Origin of the sequence: Streptomyces sp. NPDC050164 (assembly GCF_044459945.1) — a bacterium.
Classification (GTDB): Bacteria; Actinomycetota; Actinomycetes; order Streptomycetales; family Streptomycetaceae; genus Streptomyces; species Streptomyces coeruleorubidus_A.
In genome coordinates, this window is record NZ_JBITJK010000014.1 from 1 (window position 1) to 15,700 (window position 15,700).

Here is a 15,700-nt window from a genome sequence, read left to right on the forward strand (position 1 = left end):
CGACTCCCCCGTCGACATCACCACCCCACCCCTCCTCGGCCAGCACACCGAAGAAATCCTCATCGGCGAACTCGGCCTCGGCCACGAAGAACTGCGCCTGCTCAAGTCGAGCGGGGTGATCTGACGTGGTGATCCGGGCCCACGCGTCGGGACTCCTGGGCGGTGGTCCATGAGGTGAATGTGCACGGGGTCGTCCGACGGTGCGCGTCGGCCGGCCCCAGGGACTCGCGCGCGCACGGAAGGCATGGGGCAGGGGGCGCTGGCCAGATCTTTCGACGCAAGGAGTGTTTGACCAGATGACAACCATCGACTACTCGACATCCGTCCCGTACAGGGAGGTGACGGACCAGAACGGCCGCGTGTACCGCATCGGAGAGTCCGATGTCGACATCATGGGCCGCAAACGCAAGTGGATGGTCATCCTGCCGTGGGTCGGCATGATGGGCATCAGCTCGGCCGAGTACGCCTTCGCGTCCGCCGAGGACACACTGCACACGGCACACCACTGGAACAGCGGGCACATCTTCTGGATGCTGGGCGTCTGGGTCTTCTTCCAGGCGGCGGTGGCCTTCCCCGCGGGGAAGCTGCGTGAGAGCGGCAAACTCCCGGCCCGCTGGGCGATGATGCTCGGCGCGCTTGGCACCCTGCTGGGGTATGTATCGCTCGCCTTCGCCCCGCATGTCATCGTCGCCTACATCGGCTTCGGCATGTTCAGCGGCATGGGCGCCGGCATGGTCTACGCGACGTGCGTGAACATGGTCGCCAAGTGGTATCCGGAGCGCAAGGGCGGCAAGACGGGCTTCGTGAACGGCGGTTTCGCCTACGGCTCGGTGCCGTTCGTCTTCCTCTTCACCGGCTACATGGACCTCACCAACTTCCGCTGGGTACTGGTCGGCGTGGGCCTGTTCCTGGCGGCGGTCGTGGCGGGGGCGGGCTACTTCTTCAAGGATCCGCCGAAGAACTGGTGGCCGGCCGAAGTCGACCCGCTCAAGAAGCCGGACGACGCACGCGCCCGGCGCGCGATGGAGAAGAACCCGCCGGCCGTGCACCAGTACACCCCCAAGGAGGCCTGGCAGACCGGCCGCGTGGGCCTCATGTGGTTCTGTCTGCTGTGCACCTCGGGCGTGAACATCTTCGGTATCGCCTTCCAGGTGCCCTTCGGTGACGAGGCGGGCTTCGCGGGCGGCATCGTGGCGACCGCCATGTCCCTGAAGGCGATCGTCAACGGCACCGGCCGCGGCGTCATCGGCTGGCTCTCCGACCGCTACGGCCGCAAGCAGTGCCTGATCTTCGTCTGCGTCGTCCTGGGACTCTCCCAGTACGGCATCCTCCTCTCCGGGAACATCGGCAACCTGCCGCTGTTCCTGCTGTTCTCGTCCATCTCCGGCTTCGGTGGCGGCGCCATCTTCCCGATGTTCGCGGCGATGACCGCCGACTACTTCGGTGAGAACAACAACGCCTCCAACTACGGCCTGGTCTACTCCTCCAAGCTCGTCTCCGGCCTCCTCGGCTCCGGTATGGGCGCCGTGGTCGTGAGCGCCTGGGACTACTCCGGCGCGTTCGTCCTGGCCGGTTCGATCTCCCTCTTCGCAGGCTTCATGGCCATGTTCCTGCACCCCCCGGGACGGCCCAAAGCCAAGGGCATCAGCTCCAACCCGCAACCGCTCGGCGAGGAAACGGCGTGACATGACGGCAGATCCGTACGCAGCAAACAGCTCCGCAGCAAGCAGCTCCTCCCCACCCTCCGACGCCGCACATCGTCCCTACCGAGAAGTCACCGACGCAGGCGGCCGCGTCTACCGCATCGGCGAGAGCGACCGGGACATCCTCGGCCACTCGCGCAAGCTCATGGTGTACCTCCCGTGGCTCACCATGATGGCCATCAGCGTCTTCGAGTACGCGTACGGCTCGGCGGAGGACACCCTGTCCCACGCCCACGGCTGGACGCAGAGCAACACCTTCTGGATCCTCAGCGTCTGGGTCTTCTTCCAGGCCGGCATCGCCTTCCCGGCGGGCTGGCTGCGGGAGAAGGGCATCCTGACCGCCCGCGGGGCCATGTACATCGGCTCGGGCATGTGTCTGGTCGGGTTCCTCGCCCTGTCGCACCTGAGCAACGTATGGCTGGCCATCCTTGGCTTCGGCGTCGTCGGAGGGGTCGGCGCCGGCCTGGTCTACGCGACCTGCATCAACATGGTCGGCAAATGGTTCCCCGAACGCCGGGGCGCCAGGACCGGGTTCGTCAACGGCGGCTTCGCGTACGGATCACTGCCGTTCATCTTCATCTTCAACTACGGCTTCGACACGGCGAACTACCACCGCGTCCTGGACCTCATCGGCTGCTACATCCTGATCGTGGTCGTGGGATGCGCGTTCTTCTTCAAGGACCCGCCGAAGAACTGGTGGCCCGCGGACATCGACCCGCTGACCTACGGCGACACCGGGAAGGGGGCCGACGCCCTCGCCAAGAACCCTCCGGCGGTGAAGCAGTACACACCCAAGGAGGCCATCAGGACCGGCATGCTTCCCCTCATGTGGATCGCCCTCGTCATGACGGCGGGCGTGTCCATCTTCGGGATCTCCTTCCAGGTCGACTACGCCAAGGAGGTCGGCTTCGGCCCGCTGGTGGCGGCCTCCTCGATGGGCGTCATGGCGGTCATCAACGGCATCGGCCGCGGGGTCGTGGGCTGGATGTCCGACAAGTGGGGGCGCAAGTCCACCCTGGTGATGGTCATCGTCGTCCTGGGTCTCGCCCAGTTCGGCGTGATCTGGGCCGGTGACGTCAAGAGCGAAGGGCTGTTCCTGTTCTTCGCGTTCCTCTCCGGCTTCGGCGGCGGCGCGTTCTATCCCCTGTTCGCGGCACTCACCCCGGACTACTTCGGGGAGAACTACAACGCCTCCAACTACGGGCTGGTGTACAGCGGCAAGCTGATCAGCGGCCTGTTCGGCGGTGGCCTCGGCTCCATGGTGGTCGCGGCCTGGGGTTACGACGGCGCGTACGCGCTGGCCGGCGTCACCTCGATGATCGCGGCGGCGATCGCCCTGCTGCTACGGCAGCCAGGACGGACGCGCGGCGGCGCATCAACACCGCAGCCGGTGGCCTGAGCAGCTCGGTTCGGCGCACAGGCGGCCCTTCCCCACGGCACTCGTCGTGGGGAGGGCCGCCTGAGCCGTTGCCTGGTGGCTGGGAGTCGTTCGGTCGGGTGACGGCGTACCGGTTGCTCTCGCCGCGCGGCTACTTCTCGCGCTCGCGGTACATCTTGCGCGTGTGTTCCGTGTGGGCACGCATGACCGCCGTGGCGCGCTCCTCGTCCCGGTCCGCGATCGCCGCGATCAGCTCGCGGTGCTCGATCCAGGACCGGTGGCCGCGCTGACGGGCGACCGGCGTGTAGTACCAGCGCACCCTGCGGTCGACCTGCGCGGCCAGCGCGGCGAGGACCGTGTTGCCCGCGAGTTCCATCACCTTCGCGTGGAGCCGGGCGTTCATCGCGACCGCGCCGTCGACGTCGTCGGCGTCGACGGCCTTCTCGCCCTCGTCGCACAGCTTCTCGAGCGCGGCGACGGCGTCGGCACCCGCGTTGGCGGCGGCGAGGCGGGCGGCCTCGGCCTCCAACAGCGTGCGTACGGAGAGAAGTTGGTCCGCCTCCTCGTCCGTCGGCTCGTGCACGAAGGCACCTTGGGCGGGCCGCAGATCGACCCACCCTTCGGTGCTGAGGCGCTGCAGGGCCTCGCGCACAGGCTGCCGGGAGACACCGAGATGCCCGGCGAGCTCGCTCTCGACGAGATGCTGGCCCGGCTGGAGGGCGCGGGTGGTGATGAGTTCGAGCAGCGCCTCGTAGACACGGTCGCGCAACGGGCCGGGCCGTTCGAGCTTGGGCACCGCGCCCTGTGGCAGTCCCGTCGTCGGCAACATCGCGCTCCCTCCTGGGCAGCGTCGTCGCTGCAGCTGGCAGGCCAATTATGAATTGGTTTTCGCCTACAGTCTACGGCGCACAGGCACGCGCGGACCCAGGACGTGGGCTCACCTTGGACGGGCATACCAGCAGCTCACGGGCCGCGGACGACGACGAGTGCCGTCACGGCTCTTGCTCACTGTCGGTTTCATCCTGTAGACAATATTCAGTCGACAAAGTCGACAGTTCCTCGGTCACCCTCAACCGAACGGAGCTCCCCATCATGAAAGTCGCAGTCCTCGGCGCCGGAGCCATCGGCGCCTACGTCGGCGCCGCGCTCCACCGCGCCGGCGCCGACGTCCACCTGATCGCCCGCGGACCCCACCTCACGGCCATGCGCCACCACGGCGTCCAAGTACTCAGCCCGCGCGGCGACTTCACCGCACACGCCCACGCCACCGACGACCCCACCGACATCGGCCCGGTCGACTACGTCTTCCTGGGCCTCAAAGCCAACTCGTACGCGGCGTGCGGGCCGCTCATCGAGCCTCTGCTGCACGACACCACCGCGGTCATCGCCGCCCAGAACGGCATCCCCTGGTGGTACTTCCACCAACACGGCGGCCCCCACGACGGCCACCCCATCGAAAGCGTGGACCCCGCGGGCGCGGTCAGTGCGGTACTCGCGCCCCAGCGTGCCATCGGGTGTGTGGTCTACGCGGCGACGGAGCTCGAAGGGCCGGGCGTGGTCCGGCACCTGGAAGGCACCCGGTTCTCCATCGGCGAGCCCGATCGAAGCATTTCGGCGCGCTGTCTCGCCTTCAGTGAGGCCATGCAGGCCGGCGGCCTCAAATGCCCGGTCGAACCCGACCTGCGCAACGACATCTGGCTCAAGCTCCTGGGCAACATCTCCTTCAACCCCATCAGCGCCCTCGCCCGCGCCACCATGCGGCAGATGTGCCTGCACGGCGGCACGCGCAAGGTCATCGAAACCATGATGACCGAAACCCTCGCCGTCGCCGAGGCCCTGGGCTGTCAGGTCGGCGTCTCCATCGAACGCCGCCTCGCCGGCGCCGAACGCGTCGGCGACCACCGCACTTCCACCCTCCAGGACCTGGAACGCGGCAAGCCGCTGGAACTCGACGTCCTCCTCGCCGCCGTCATCGAACTCGCCGAGATCACCGGCGTCCAGGTGCCCACCCTGCGCACCGTCCACGCCCTCTCCGACCTCCTCGCCCACCAGGCCGCCGCATGAGCGTACGAGGACCCGACCGTGCGGGATCCGGCGACCGCCGGATCCGGCCGAAGGCCGGTACCGAGGTTCCGCTGGCCCATGCGATCGGCCGGGAGATCATCAGGGCGGGCCTCGCCGACCACGCCTTCATCGAGCGCGCGACGACCGGTTTCGAGGAGTACCAACAGCTCGTCGAGCCCTGGACGCTGTCGCTCGCCGAGAAGGTGACGGGCGTATCGGCCGTCGTCATCAGGGAGTTGGCGCACGGCCACGCACCCGGCGATCAGGGCCGGCCGCGGACGCCGTTCGTCGTGGAGCACCATCACGGCACCGACACCGGACGTGCCTTGTCCAACCTGGCCCTCCTCACCGGAACGACGACCGAGCGGGACCTGCGGACGGCCTTCCGACTCGTCTCGTACGACCCACCCGTGGACCTGACGGACGAGCGGTACCCGATCCGCCTCACCACGGGGCGTCGGCTCGACTCGTACAAGACCGTTGTACAGAAAAATGGTTCCGCGTCACCGCTGCGGCGCGGCACGTGCATCGAGCTGAGCCCGGAGGACGCCGAGCGCTACGGCGTGGTGGTCGGTGAGGAGGTACGGGTCTCCACTCGGCGCGGTTCGGTGACGGCCCCGGTGTGGGTGGACCCGACGTTACGAGCCGGTCTGGCGTTCACGACCATGCGCCTGTCCGACGCGGCGGACCTCAACGCGCCGCCGGTCAAGGCCAGTTGTCCGATCCCGGGGACAGTGGAGTTCGAGGCCGCCGCGGTCCGCATCGAGAAGCTGCCGGTGGCAGCGGTACGGAGCTGAGGCCGGTCATGGGACGAGTCACGGCACGACGCAAGGTGATCCAGATCAGGGACGGGGTGGTCTCCAGCCGCCCGGACACACTCGTCGCCGAGGAACCACTGGAGATCAGGCTCAACGGCAAACCGCTCGCGATCACCATGCGCACTCCCGGCGACGACTTCCCCCTCGCCGCCGGGTTCCTGGTCAGCGAGGGCGTCCTGGCCCACGCGTCCGACCTGCAGAGCATCGTCTACTGTGCGGGGGCGACGGCCGACGGGTCGAACACGTACAACGTGGTGGACGTGCGCACGACACCCGGCGTGGTCATCCCCGACATCACCCTCGAACGCAACGTCTACACCACCTCATCGTGCGGCCTGTGCGGCAAGGCGAGCCTCGACGCCGTCCGCACCACCACCCGCTGGCCCATCTCCGACGCTCCCCCGGTCCGGGTCGAACCCGACCTGCTCGCGCGCCTCCCCGACCGGCTGCGCGCGGCTCAACGGGTCTTCGACCGGACCGGGGGCCTGCACGCCGCCGCCCTGTTCGCCGAGGAGGGCGACCTGCTCGACATACGAGAGGACGTCGGCCGCCACAACGCGGTCGACAAACTGGTCGGCCGCGCCCTGCAGAACGGCGGCCTGCCCCTCTCGCGCACGGTCCTGCTGGTCTCGGGCAGGGCCTCCTTCGAACTGGCGCAGAAGGCCGTGATGGCCGGCATCCCCATCCTGGCGGCAGTCTCGGCACCCTCCTCCCTGGCCGTCGACCTGGCCGCGGAAACCGGCCTGACCCTGATCGGCTTCCTGCGCGGCACCTCCATGAACGTGTACGCGGGCGAGCACCGTCTCACCCTGCGGGCTGCGGCCACCCAGGGCTGACAGCACTCCCCGCGACACGACGGCGGGGGCCCCGACGGCGGGGAGCGCCCCCTGCGCCGTCGGGGTCCTGCCTCAGTCGCGTCCGTGCCCTGTCAGCACTTCTCGCGCAACGAGTGCAGATGCGCGCTCGAACGGCGCGCGAACGTGAAGGACTCGGCCGGGTTGTCGTGCTCGGCCTGCCAGTGGTGGGCCATGCGGTGGCCGCGCAGCCGGGTCACGGCGGAGATGAACCGCTGGTAGTCGATGTCGCCGTCGCCGACGTCGGTCATGCGGTAGCCGTACGGGTTCGACGGGTCGCTCTCCCCGTCCTTCACGTGGAACAGCGGGTAGCGGTCGGGCCGCTTGAGGACGTAGTTCAGCGGCTCGAACGGCGCGGGCGTGCCGTCGGGCCGCTTGGAGAAGCGGAACTGGCCGACGTACGCCCAGTAGATGTCCATCTCCAGGTACACGAGGTCCGGGTCGGTCTGCTCGAGCAGGACGTCGTAGAGGCGGACCTTGGGGTTGTCGGTGGCGAAGGAGAACTCCTCGGAGTGGTTGTGCTGGTAGAACTTCATGCCCCGGGCCTTCGCCGCCGCGCCGTAGGTGTTGAAGTCCTCGGCGGCGCGCTTCCAGGCGTCGACGGTCGAGCCGTAGCGGAACGGGCCGGCGGCCGTGCCGATGTGCTTCAGGCCGAGGGCCTGGGCGTCGTCGAGGACCTTGGTGAGGTTCTGGGCGAAGGTGTAGGCGTTCGGGTCGCTGGAGTAGTAGCCGACGTGGCTGCCGATCGGGTTCAGGCCGTGGTTGCGGGCCAGCCGCTTGAGCTGGGCGAGCGTGATGGGACCGGCCGAGCCCTGGGTGTAGCCGGCGAACTCGACCTCGTCGTAGCCGTACTTCTCCAGTTCGGCGAAGACGGGGCCGAAGCCGAGGGTGGAGACCTTGTCGCGGAGGCTGTAGAGCTGGATGCCGAGGCGGCCGGGCGGCAGGACGGGGCGGCCGCGGCCCTTGGCTCCGGAGGCCGTGCCGGTGGCGGCGGTCGCGTTGCCGGTGGCGGCGGTCGCGGGGGCGGCGGCACCGAGCAGAGCGGCGGCGGTGGCGCCTGCGGCCACGCCGAGCATGCCTCGTCTGCTGAGGCGGTGGGTGAGCTCGGGGTCGGGCTGGGAGAAGCGGCTCATGCGTGGGACTCCTCGTGATCGCGGGGCGTTGTCAGTGGTGAGTGCTTCACTTGTGACCAGTCGGGACTGAGGGTCCGTCCTCAGGTGAGACCGGCGAGCCGGAGCAGCAGTGACTTCACGTCGGTGGCCGCGACGCGGTCGCCGACAGCGCGGGGGGTGGAGCAGATGAGGAGCGGACCGTCGTCGTCGCTCACCGGAAGGCGGCCGTGGCTGCCGCGAATAGGTGAGGGGTCCAGGGGCACGACCGCCATGCGGTAGCGCATGCCGAGTTTCTTGCGCGCCAGCGCGGTGGCCGCCTTGACCTTGACGTAAGGGTCGAGAGGATCCATGAAGAGCTCGACCGGGTCGTAGCCGGGTTTGCGGTGGATCTCGACGAGCTGCGCGAAGTCGGGCGCGCGGGCGTCGTCGAGCCAGTAGTAATACGTGAACCAGGCGTCGGGTTCCGCCACGGCGACGAGTTCGCCCGCGCGCGGGTGGTCGAGGTGGTGGGTCTTCTTGCCCTCGTCGTCGAGGAGTTGCTCGATGCCGGGCAGGCCGTCGAGCGCGGCCCGGGTGGCGTCGAGGTCCTCGGGGCGGCGCACGTAGACGTGGGCGATCTGGTGGTCGGCGACCGCGAAGGCACGGGAGGCCATCGGGTCGAGGTACTCCATGCCGTCCTGGGTGTGCACCTCCAGCAGGCCGGCGCGGCGCAGGGCGCGGTTGATGTCGACGGGCCGGTTCACGCGGGTGATGCCGTACTCGGACAGCGCGACGACGGTGCGGCCCTCGGCGCGGGCGTCGTCCAGGAGCGGTGCCATAGCGGCGTCCAGGTCGGCGGCCGCCTTCAGGGAGCGCGGGTCGTCGGGGCCGAAGCGCTGCAGGTCGTAGTCGAGGTGAGGGAGGTAGCAGAGCGTCAGGTCGGGGTGCCGGGTGCGGATGACGTGGCGGGTCGCGTCGATGATCCACCGGCTGGAGACGAGGTCCGCTCCGGGGCCCCAGAAGTGGAAGAGGGGGAACGTGCCGAGTTTTTCCGTGAGTTCGTCGTGCAGTGCGGCCGGCCGGGTGTAGCAGTCGGGTTCCTTGCGGCCGTCGGCGTAGTAGACCGGACGGGGGGTGACGGTGATGTCGGTGTCGGCGCCCATGGCGTACCACCAGCAGATGTTGGCGACGGTGTAGCCGGGGTGGGCGCGGCGGGCGGCGTCCCAGAGTTTGTCACCGGCGACGAGGCCGTTGTGCTGGCGCCACAGGAGGACGTCGCCGAGTTCGCGGAAGTACCAGCCGTTGCCGACGATGCCGTGCTCGGAGGGCATGGTGCCGGTGAGGAACGTGGACTGGGCGGCGCAGGTGACGGCGGGCAGCACGGCGCCCAGCGGGGCGCGGGAGCCGGACCGGCCGAGCGCCTTGAGATGGGGCATGTGGTCGAGGAGACGGGGGGTGAGGCCGACGACGTCGAGGACGAGGAGGGGGGTGGGACCTGTCGGGGCCGGGTGTGCGCCCGGGGCGGACGGGTGGGTGCTCACGGCAGCTCCTTCAGTCCGAGGTCCGTCAACAGGTCGCGGGCGAGGGTGAGTTCGGCGGCGATGCCCTCGGCGAGCTGACTGCGGCCGCGGGGGCGCAGCTCGGGCGGGAGGGCCTGCCAGGTGTAGGTCTCGACCTCCAGGTGGCGGGTCAGCGGGGCCGGGCCGCCGACGAGCCGGGTCAGTGCGGTCTTCAGGACCGGGAGTGTGGAGGTGAGGGGTGCGGCGGGGGCCGCGTGCAGGGGGACGTGGAAGTGGGCGCGCCAGGGTGCGCCGTCGGGCAGGGCGTGGCCCGCGATGGCCTCGTCGAGGTCGTCGGTGGCACGCAGGCCGGCGGCGGTGGCCGTACGGGTCTGGTGCAGGAAGCGGGGTTCGGCGAAGGCGGCGAGGGCCTCGCGGACCTCGGGCAGATGGGGGTGTTCGGCGTGCAGGGCGGCGGAGAGCTGGGATTTGACGACGGGGACGCGGGCCTCGGTGAGGGCGTCCAGGGCGGTGTGCGGATCTTCGAAGGAGGTGGCGAGGTGGCAGGTGTCGACACAGATGCCGATGCGGTCGTGGGCGATCGCGGTGAGCGGGGCGATGGCGTCGCGGGTGGTCTCGACGACACAGCCGGGTTCCGGTTCCAGCCCGACGCGGATGGAGCGGCCGGTCAGCTCCTTGATGGCGTCGAGGCGTTCGGCGAGGGTGCGCAGGGCGGTGCGGGCGGTCTGCGCGCGGTCGTCGTCGTACGCGGTTCGCCAGGCGAGGGGCAAGGTGGAGATGGTGCCGTCGCCGACGTCGTCGGGGAGGAGTCCGGCGAGGACGCGGGCGAGGGCGGTGGTGTGGTCGAGGCGTTCCGGGTCGGCCCAATCCGGCTTGTAGACACGGTATTTGACCTCTTCGGTGCCGAAGCCCTCGTACGGGAAGCCGTTGAGGGTGACGACCTCGAGGCCGCGCCGGTCGAGCTCGGTGCGCAGGCCGCGCAGTGCGGACGGGTCGCTGTCGAGGGCGTGGGCGGCGTCCTTGGCGAGCCACAGCCCGATGCCGAGCCGGTCGCGGCCCAGACGGCGGCGGACGGGTTCGCAGTGGTCGCGGAGCTGCGCGAGGACGCCGTCGAGGGTTTCGGCGGGGTGGACGTTGGTGCAGTAGGCGAGGTGGACGGTGGAGCCGTCGGGGTGGCGGAAGCGCATGGTTCACGCCCCCGCGGCGCGGACGCGGGCCGGCTCGTCGCCGTCTCCCGGGCCGAGGTCCGGCTGGTGCGGGTCCTTCGGGACGCCGCGGAGGATGGAATTGCCCTCGTGGGTGGCCTCCGTGCCGGTGACGTCGAGGTCCAGGCGGCCGCTGAGCCCGTAGAAGGCGACGGGATTGCGCCACAGCACCTGGTCGACGTCGTCCTCGCCGAAGCCCTCGGCCAGCATCAGGTCGCCGACCTTGCGGGTCTTGAGGGGGTCGCTCTTCCCCCAGTCGGCGGCGGAGTTGACCAGGACCTGCTCGGTGCCGTAGGCGCGCAGGATCGCGATCATCCGCTCCTCGTCCATCTTGGTGTCCGGATAGACGGAGAAGCCCAGCCAGCAGCCGCTGTCCTTGGCCTCCTTGACGGTGGTCTCGTTGAGGTGGTCGACCAGGACGCGCTCCGGGGGCAGTGCGGACTCCCGGACGACGTCGAGGGTGCGGCGCAGACCGGCGAGCTTGTCGCGGTGCGGGGTGTGCACGAGGGCGGGCAGGCCGTGGGCGGCGGCGAGCTGGAGCTGGGCGGCGAGGGCGGTGTCCTCGGCGGGGGTCACGGAGTCATAGCCGATCTCGCCGACGGCCACGACGTTGTCCTTGACGAGATACCGGGGCAGCGCGTCGAGGACGGGCACACAGCGCGGGTCGTTCGCCTCCTTGGGGTTGAGCGCCAGCGTGCAGTGGTGGGCGATGCCGTACTGGGCGGCGCGGAACGGCTCCCAGCCGAGGAGGGAGTCGAAGTAGTCGAGGAAGGAGGCGGGCGAGGTGCGGGGCTGGCCGAGCCAGAAGGAGGGCTCGACGACGGCGCGGACTCCGGCGGCGTACATGGCCTCGTAGTCGTCCGTGGTCCGGGACGTCATGTGGATGTGGGGGTCGAAGATGCGCATCAGGACTCCTTGCCGTGGGGGTGGTCCGTGCCGGGGGCCGGGGTCACGGACTCGGTCAGGTCCAGGACGCGGTACAGGTCCTCGGGGACGGTGCGGCCGGCTGCGGTGCGCTCGGCGGCGTAGTCGCCCAGCATGCGGGCGAGTTCGCCGTCGCCGTGGGCACGCCGGGGCAGGTCCGCCACGTGGTCGACGGGGACGCCGGTGAACAGGCACTTCAGTACGGCGTGGCGCCAGTCGTGGGGGGCCAGGTGCCGGGCGGCGTACGGGCCGACGGCGGCGGTGAGGAGCCGGGTGTCGTTGGTGCGCAGGGCGTCCTCGACGAGCGGGAGGGCGCCGGGGCCGGACACGAGATGGGGCAGGGCGTGCAGGACGGCACGGCGCTCGTCGGCGGTGCCCTGGAAGTACACCCGGGTCAGGGCGTCGGTCCCGGCACGGGCCGCGTCGAGGATGAGGACGCGTGCGGCGTCGGCGTACGCGGCACCGCAGCGACGGCCGGCCTCGGCGAGGCGCAGTTCCCACGCGGAGATGGGCCCGTGGATGCCGGGGTGGGCGGCTGCCTCGTCGAGGGCGTGCTCCAGCCAGGCGCGGGCGGCGGGATCGAGGTGGGTGGTGAGGTGGCGGCGGAGGTCGGCAAGCGAGGAGGCCAGGACGGTGTCGAGGGGGCGCTGGGTTGGCTGGGTGGTGTGGGTGCTGTGGGTGTCCGCGGTGGCCAGGGGGTTGGCGTCCTCGGGAGCTTGGGCGTCCCGTGCGGCGGCTGACTTGGGGTTCTGGGCGTTCCGTGCGGCGGCAGGCTCAGGAGCCTGGGCTTCCCGTGCGGCGGTGTTCCCTTGGGCTTGGGCGTCCTGGGGACCGCCGGTTCTCGCCTCTGGTGTGGTGCCGGGGTGGGTCATGGGGTGCTGCTCCCTTCAGGGGCGGTGGAGGGAGCGCCGTGGGGTGGCGCGGCCTGCTGGAGGGCCGGAGCAGGGGGCGGCGAGACGGTGGCCGCGGTCTGCTCGGCGTGGCGGAGGAACGGGAGGGAGTGTGCGGCGTGGTGGGGGCCGGCGTGGGAGTGGCGAGGCAGTTCGACGACGGTCAGGCCCTGGTAGCCGGTGGCGGCGAGGGCCGCCAGGACCGGCGGGAAGTCGATCTCCCCGTCCCCGAAGGGGAGGTGCTCGTGGACACCGCGCCGCATGTCCTCGATCTGGACGTGACGCAGCCAGGGAGCGGCGGCGCGCACGCAGTCGGCGGGAGAGAGGGGTTCGAGGCACTGACAGTGGCCGATGTCGAGGGTGAGGCCGAGAGGTTCGGGGTCGCCGAGGATGCGGCGCAGGTGATGGAAGTCGGCCAGGGTGGCGAGGAGGTGACCCGGTTCGGGCTCGACGGCGAGCGGAACACCGGCGGACGCGGCGGCGTCCAGGACGGGCACGAGGGTCTCGGCGAGGCGCTTCCACGCGGTGTCCGTGTCGGTGCCGTCCGGGACGATCCCGCTGAAGCAGTGGACGGCGTGGGCGCCGAGGTCGGCCGCGACCTGTACGGCCCGGAGGAGGAGGTCGACACGGCGGGCCCGGTCACCGGGGTCCGGGTCCAGCAGTGACGGGCCGTGTTTGCGGCGCGGGTCGAGCACATAGCGGGCGCCCGTCTCCACGGTGACACCCAGTCCGAGCGTGTCCAGCCGGTGCGCGACGCGGCGGGTGCGGGCGGCCAGGTCGGGGGCGAGCGGGTCGAGGTGCATGTGGTCGAGGGTCAGTCCGACGCGGTCGTATCCGAGGTCGGCGAGAAGGGAGAGCGCGTCGTCGAGTCGGAGGTCGGCGAGACCGTTGGTGCCGTAGCCGAAGCGGAGGGAGGGGACCGACTCTGCCGGCGTGGCTCGGTTGCCGCAGGCTCGGGCATCGGAGCTCATGTGACGCTCACCTTCTTCCCGAACCTCGCTCCGAGTGGGGCGAGGGCCGCGATGAGAAGGGCGGTGCCGGTGCCCCGGGAGCGGGCGGTCAGGGTGGCCTGGAGGGGGATCGTGGCGCGGATGCCGGCGCCGACTGCTCGTTGGGTGAGGGGAGGTGAGGGGTTGAGGGCGGCGTGGAAGTAGGGGCGGGCGGTGGTCGCGGCGTAGGCGGCCGCGAGGGCGGTGGTGAGGTGTGCCGTGGGCTGTCGACCCGGCTCAGGTGGTCGGCGCCGGGCGGATCGCGTGTCCGGCGGGAGGTGGGCGGCTGCTTCCCGGCGGTCTTCCGGGAGACGCCCGAGGCGGTGCGTCACCAGGCGGGTCAGCAGGGCCGTCGTCGCAAGTGCCGCCACAGGAGCCAGGGGTGAGCCGCCCCGGGCCTCCTGGCGGGAGACCGTCGTGACCGCCAGGGTGTGGATGCCGAGGAGGGCGGCGGAGGGCAGTGCCCGGCGGGTACGGCCGGTGGTGGCCGCGGCTCCCAGGAGCAGGTCCAGTCCGCGGGCCGTGCCCATGGCCACGGGCCCGGCCGGTGTGTGCTTCAGGGCGAGGTCGTACGCCCAGACGGTCGCCGCCAGGGGCGCGGCGACGGCCAGGGCCGGGCGGCCGGCGCGGGCGGCCAGGGCCAGTCCGGCTCCGGTGAGGGCACAGGCCGCCGTGAGCGCGGCGGCGGGCCGGATGCGGCCGGAGGGCAGGGGGCGGTGGGGGCGTTCGACGGCGTCCACCTCGCGGTCCGCCCAGTCGTTGAGTGCCATGCCGGCCTCGTACAGGCAGAGGGAGGAGCCGATGGCGAGCAGGGTGCGGGCGTTGGGCGGTGCGCCGGCCGCGGTCGTGCCGGCGAGTGCGTCGCCGGGCACGCTGAACAGGGCGGGCAGGCGCAGGAGTTCGGCCCAGGCGCGTCCTCGTGCCGGGCGGCCGGCGCGGCCGCAGGGCGGGGTGGGTGCCGTGCCGCCGACATCCCCCTCATAGGAGGTGTCACCCGTGCTGCCTGTGCCTCCACAAGGACGCTCGCGCCGCCTCATCGGTGGCCCTCCATCCCCTTGGTCTGTTCCTCCGGACCTGGCTCGCTGCTCGCTCCGGCGCCCTGCCGGAGACGCGCGTCCTCCCCCGGCCCCGCCCCCCGAAGGCTCCGGGCGAAGCCGATGAGTGCCTCGTACTGCTCGGCCAGGCCCGACGGCGTGTCCCCCACCGGGTCCTTGAAGTAGAAGGCCAGGGCATCCAGCGGGCCGGACAGGCCCGACTCGTGGGCTCGGGCGGTCAGGCGGGCGAGGTCGAGGACGAGGGGTGCGGCCAGGGCGGAGTCGCAGCCCTGCCAGGTGGTCTGGAGGATCATGCGGGTACCGAGGAAGCCGTCGAAGGCGATGTGGTCCCAGGCGGTCTTCCAGTCGCCGAGGGCGGGGACGTCGTCGATGTGGGTCTCGCCCTGCGGGGTGGTGCCCAGGGTGTCGGCGAGGACCCGTCCCTTGCCGGCGTTCTTGGCCGCCGCGGCGGCCGGGTCGGCCAGGGCGGCGCCGTCGCCGCCGCCGAGCAGGTTCGTACCGGACCAGGCGCGGACGGTCAGGGCCCGCTGGGCGAACATCGGGCCCAGCACCGAGCGCAGCAGGGTCTGGCCGGTCTTGCCGTCGCGTCCCGCGTAGGGGAGACCGGATGACCGTGCCTGCGAGGCCAGCGCGGGGTGGTGCAGGCCGGTCGACGGGGTGAAGTTCACGTAGGGGCAGCCGGCGCGCAGGGCTGCCGCCGCGTACAGGGAACTCGGCGGGAGGGCGTCGCCGGTGACGGCGGGCTCCGTGGAGGCCACGTTCACGACCACCGCGCGGGACAGGCCATGTCGCCGTGCGAAGTCCTGGATGTCGGCGGCGAAGGCGGTGATCAGTTGCTCCGCGTCCCGGGTGTCGCCGGCGAGGGGGCCGCCGGACCTGATCTCGCGGTCGGCGGCGGCCAGTTCGGCGGTGACGGCGGATGTGAGGCCCGGTGGCAGCACTCCCCCGGCCGCCAGCGCCTCGGCGCGTTTCGGCAGGGGGCAGTCCAGTGTGTCGTGTCCGCCGAAGACGAGGGACGACAGGGCCGGCAGGCCGCTGCCGGCGAAGGGGGGCGTCTCGGTCATCATGCCCGTCGGCGGATGCAGACCCGCGGTCACGGCGGCGCAGCCCGCCACGACGGTGGTGGCGACGGAGCCGCGCGCTCCGATCAGCCACACCCCCACACGGGACTCGGAACGGGACACTGACATCGGCAGCCTCCTTGTCGTA

At 71.1% G+C, this 15,700-nt stretch carries 13 protein-coding genes and 1 pseudogene; 5 read left to right on the forward strand and 9 right to left on the reverse strand.

What is annotated here, in order from left to right; translation table 11 throughout:
* The first annotated feature begins 296 nt into the window (after positions 1–296).
* Entirely contained in the window at positions 297–1,685 is a 1,389-nt protein-coding gene (locus tag ACIBNA_RS19990; RefSeq protein WP_399166497.1) for an OFA family MFS transporter, read from the forward strand.
* A gap of 1 nt (position 1,686) precedes the next feature.
* Entirely contained in the window at positions 1,687–3,102 is a 1,416-nt protein-coding gene (locus ACIBNA_RS19995; protein WP_399166498.1) for an OFA family MFS transporter, read from the forward strand.
* 130 nt (positions 3,103–3,232) lie between these two features.
* On the opposite strand, the gene ACIBNA_RS20000 is transcribed toward ACIBNA_RS19995, so the two are convergent.
* On the reverse strand, positions 3,233–3,910 hold the full coding sequence (locus ACIBNA_RS20000; RefSeq protein WP_399166499.1) for a GntR family transcriptional regulator: 678 nt from the start codon (positions 3,908–3,910) through the stop codon (positions 3,233–3,235).
* Positions 3,911–4,173: 263 nt separating this feature from the next.
* Between ACIBNA_RS20000 and ACIBNA_RS20005 the strand changes: the two genes are divergently transcribed.
* The 3 genes and pseudogenes from ACIBNA_RS20005 (at position 4,174) to fdhD (ending at position 6,799) form a co-directional block, all read left to right on the forward strand.
* Positions 4,174–5,145, forward strand: a complete 972-nt coding sequence (locus ACIBNA_RS20005) for a 2-dehydropantoate 2-reductase (protein WP_059419750.1) — start codon at positions 4,174–4,176, stop codon at positions 5,143–5,145.
* Positions 5,085–5,942: pseudogene (locus tag ACIBNA_RS20010) on the forward strand (molybdopterin dinucleotide binding domain-containing protein); the annotation flags it as partial. The gene ACIBNA_RS20005 and the pseudogene ACIBNA_RS20010, both read left to right, overlap by 61 nt.
* 8 nt (positions 5,943–5,950) lie before the next feature.
* Positions 5,951–6,799, forward strand: coding sequence for a formate dehydrogenase accessory sulfurtransferase FdhD (gene fdhD, locus ACIBNA_RS20015; RefSeq protein WP_399166500.1), 849 nt, complete (start codon positions 5,951–5,953; stop codon positions 6,797–6,799).
* 92 nt (positions 6,800–6,891) lie between these two features.
* Here fdhD and ACIBNA_RS20020 read toward each other — a convergent pair whose 3' ends face one another.
* The 8 genes from ACIBNA_RS20020 to ACIBNA_RS20055 all read right to left on the reverse strand — a co-directional run bounded on the left by ACIBNA_RS20020 (position 6,892) and on the right by ACIBNA_RS20055 (position 15,681).
* Complete coding sequence (locus ACIBNA_RS20020; RefSeq protein ID WP_399166501.1) at positions 6,892–7,950, reverse strand: sugar phosphate isomerase/epimerase family protein; 1,059 nt, start codon at positions 7,948–7,950, stop codon at positions 6,892–6,894.
* A gap of 80 nt (positions 7,951–8,030) precedes the next feature.
* On the reverse strand, positions 8,031–9,449 hold the full coding sequence (locus ACIBNA_RS20025; RefSeq protein ID WP_399166502.1) for a nucleotide pyrophosphatase/phosphodiesterase family protein: 1,419 nt from the start codon (positions 9,447–9,449) through the stop codon (positions 8,031–8,033).
* Positions 9,446–10,615: a metabolite traffic protein EboE gene (gene eboE / locus ACIBNA_RS20030; protein ID WP_399166503.1), complete on the reverse strand. Its 1,170-nt coding sequence runs from the start codon at positions 10,613–10,615 to the stop codon at positions 9,446–9,448. Before eboE ends, ACIBNA_RS20025 begins: the two co-directional genes overlap by 4 nt.
* 3 nt (positions 10,616–10,618) lie before the next feature.
* Entirely contained in the window at positions 10,619–11,539 is a 921-nt protein-coding gene (locus ACIBNA_RS20035) for a TatD family hydrolase (protein ID WP_399166504.1), read from the reverse strand.
* Positions 11,539–12,429: an EboA domain-containing protein gene (locus ACIBNA_RS20040; RefSeq protein WP_399166505.1), complete on the reverse strand. Its 891-nt coding sequence runs from the start codon at positions 12,427–12,429 to the stop codon at positions 11,539–11,541. The genes ACIBNA_RS20035 and ACIBNA_RS20040 overlap by 1 nt, the downstream gene beginning before the upstream one ends.
* Positions 12,426–13,418 (reverse strand): sugar phosphate isomerase/epimerase family protein, encoded by a 993-nt coding sequence (locus ACIBNA_RS20045; protein ID WP_399166506.1) that lies wholly within the window; start codon positions 13,416–13,418, stop codon positions 12,426–12,428. Before ACIBNA_RS20045 ends, ACIBNA_RS20040 begins: the two co-directional genes overlap by 4 nt.
* Positions 13,415–14,473: an SCO3242 family prenyltransferase gene (locus ACIBNA_RS20050; protein WP_399166507.1), complete on the reverse strand. Its 1,059-nt coding sequence runs from the start codon at positions 14,471–14,473 to the stop codon at positions 13,415–13,417. The genes ACIBNA_RS20045 and ACIBNA_RS20050 overlap by 4 nt, the downstream gene beginning before the upstream one ends.
* Positions 14,470–15,681, reverse strand: a complete 1,212-nt coding sequence (locus ACIBNA_RS20055) for an inositol-3-phosphate synthase (RefSeq protein ID WP_399166508.1) — start codon at positions 15,679–15,681, stop codon at positions 14,470–14,472. Before ACIBNA_RS20055 ends, ACIBNA_RS20050 begins: the two co-directional genes overlap by 4 nt.
* Positions 15,682–15,700: the final 19 nt, after the last annotated feature.

What these genes read in the sequence shown, in the direction of transcription:
- ACIBNA_RS19990 (WP_399166497.1), top strand. Translation starts at nt 297, where the DNA reads ATGACAACCATCGACTACTCGACATCCGTCCCGTACAGGGAGGTGACG.
- ACIBNA_RS19995 (WP_399166498.1), top strand. Translation starts at nt 1,687, where the DNA reads ATGACGGCAGATCCGTACGCAGCAAACAGCTCCGCAGCAAGCAGCTCC.
- ACIBNA_RS20000 (WP_399166499.1), bottom strand. Translation starts at nt 3,910, where the DNA reads ATGTTGCCGACGACGGGACTGCCACAGGGCGCGGTGCCCAAGCTCGAA.
- ACIBNA_RS20005 (WP_059419750.1), top strand. Translation starts at nt 4,174, where the DNA reads ATGAAAGTCGCAGTCCTCGGCGCCGGAGCCATCGGCGCCTACGTCGGC.
- fdhD (WP_399166500.1), top strand. Translation starts at nt 5,951, where the DNA reads ATGGGACGAGTCACGGCACGACGCAAGGTGATCCAGATCAGGGACGGG.
- ACIBNA_RS20020 (WP_399166501.1), bottom strand. Translation starts at nt 7,950, where the DNA reads ATGAGCCGCTTCTCCCAGCCCGACCCCGAGCTCACCCACCGCCTCAGC.
- eboE (WP_399166503.1), bottom strand. Translation starts at nt 10,615, where the DNA reads ATGCGCTTCCGCCACCCCGACGGCTCCACCGTCCACCTCGCCTACTGC.
- ACIBNA_RS20035 (WP_399166504.1), bottom strand. Translation starts at nt 11,539, where the DNA reads ATGCGCATCTTCGACCCCCACATCCACATGACGTCCCGGACCACGGAC.
- ACIBNA_RS20040 (WP_399166505.1), bottom strand. Translation starts at nt 12,429, where the DNA reads ATGACCCACCCCGGCACCACACCAGAGGCGAGAACCGGCGGTCCCCAG.
- ACIBNA_RS20045 (WP_399166506.1), bottom strand. Translation starts at nt 13,418, where the DNA reads ATGAGCTCCGATGCCCGAGCCTGCGGCAACCGAGCCACGCCGGCAGAG.
- ACIBNA_RS20050 (WP_399166507.1), bottom strand. Translation starts at nt 14,473, where the DNA reads ATGAGGCGGCGCGAGCGTCCTTGTGGAGGCACAGGCAGCACGGGTGAC.
- ACIBNA_RS20055 (WP_399166508.1), bottom strand. Translation starts at nt 15,681, where the DNA reads ATGTCAGTGTCCCGTTCCGAGTCCCGTGTGGGGGTGTGGCTGATCGGA.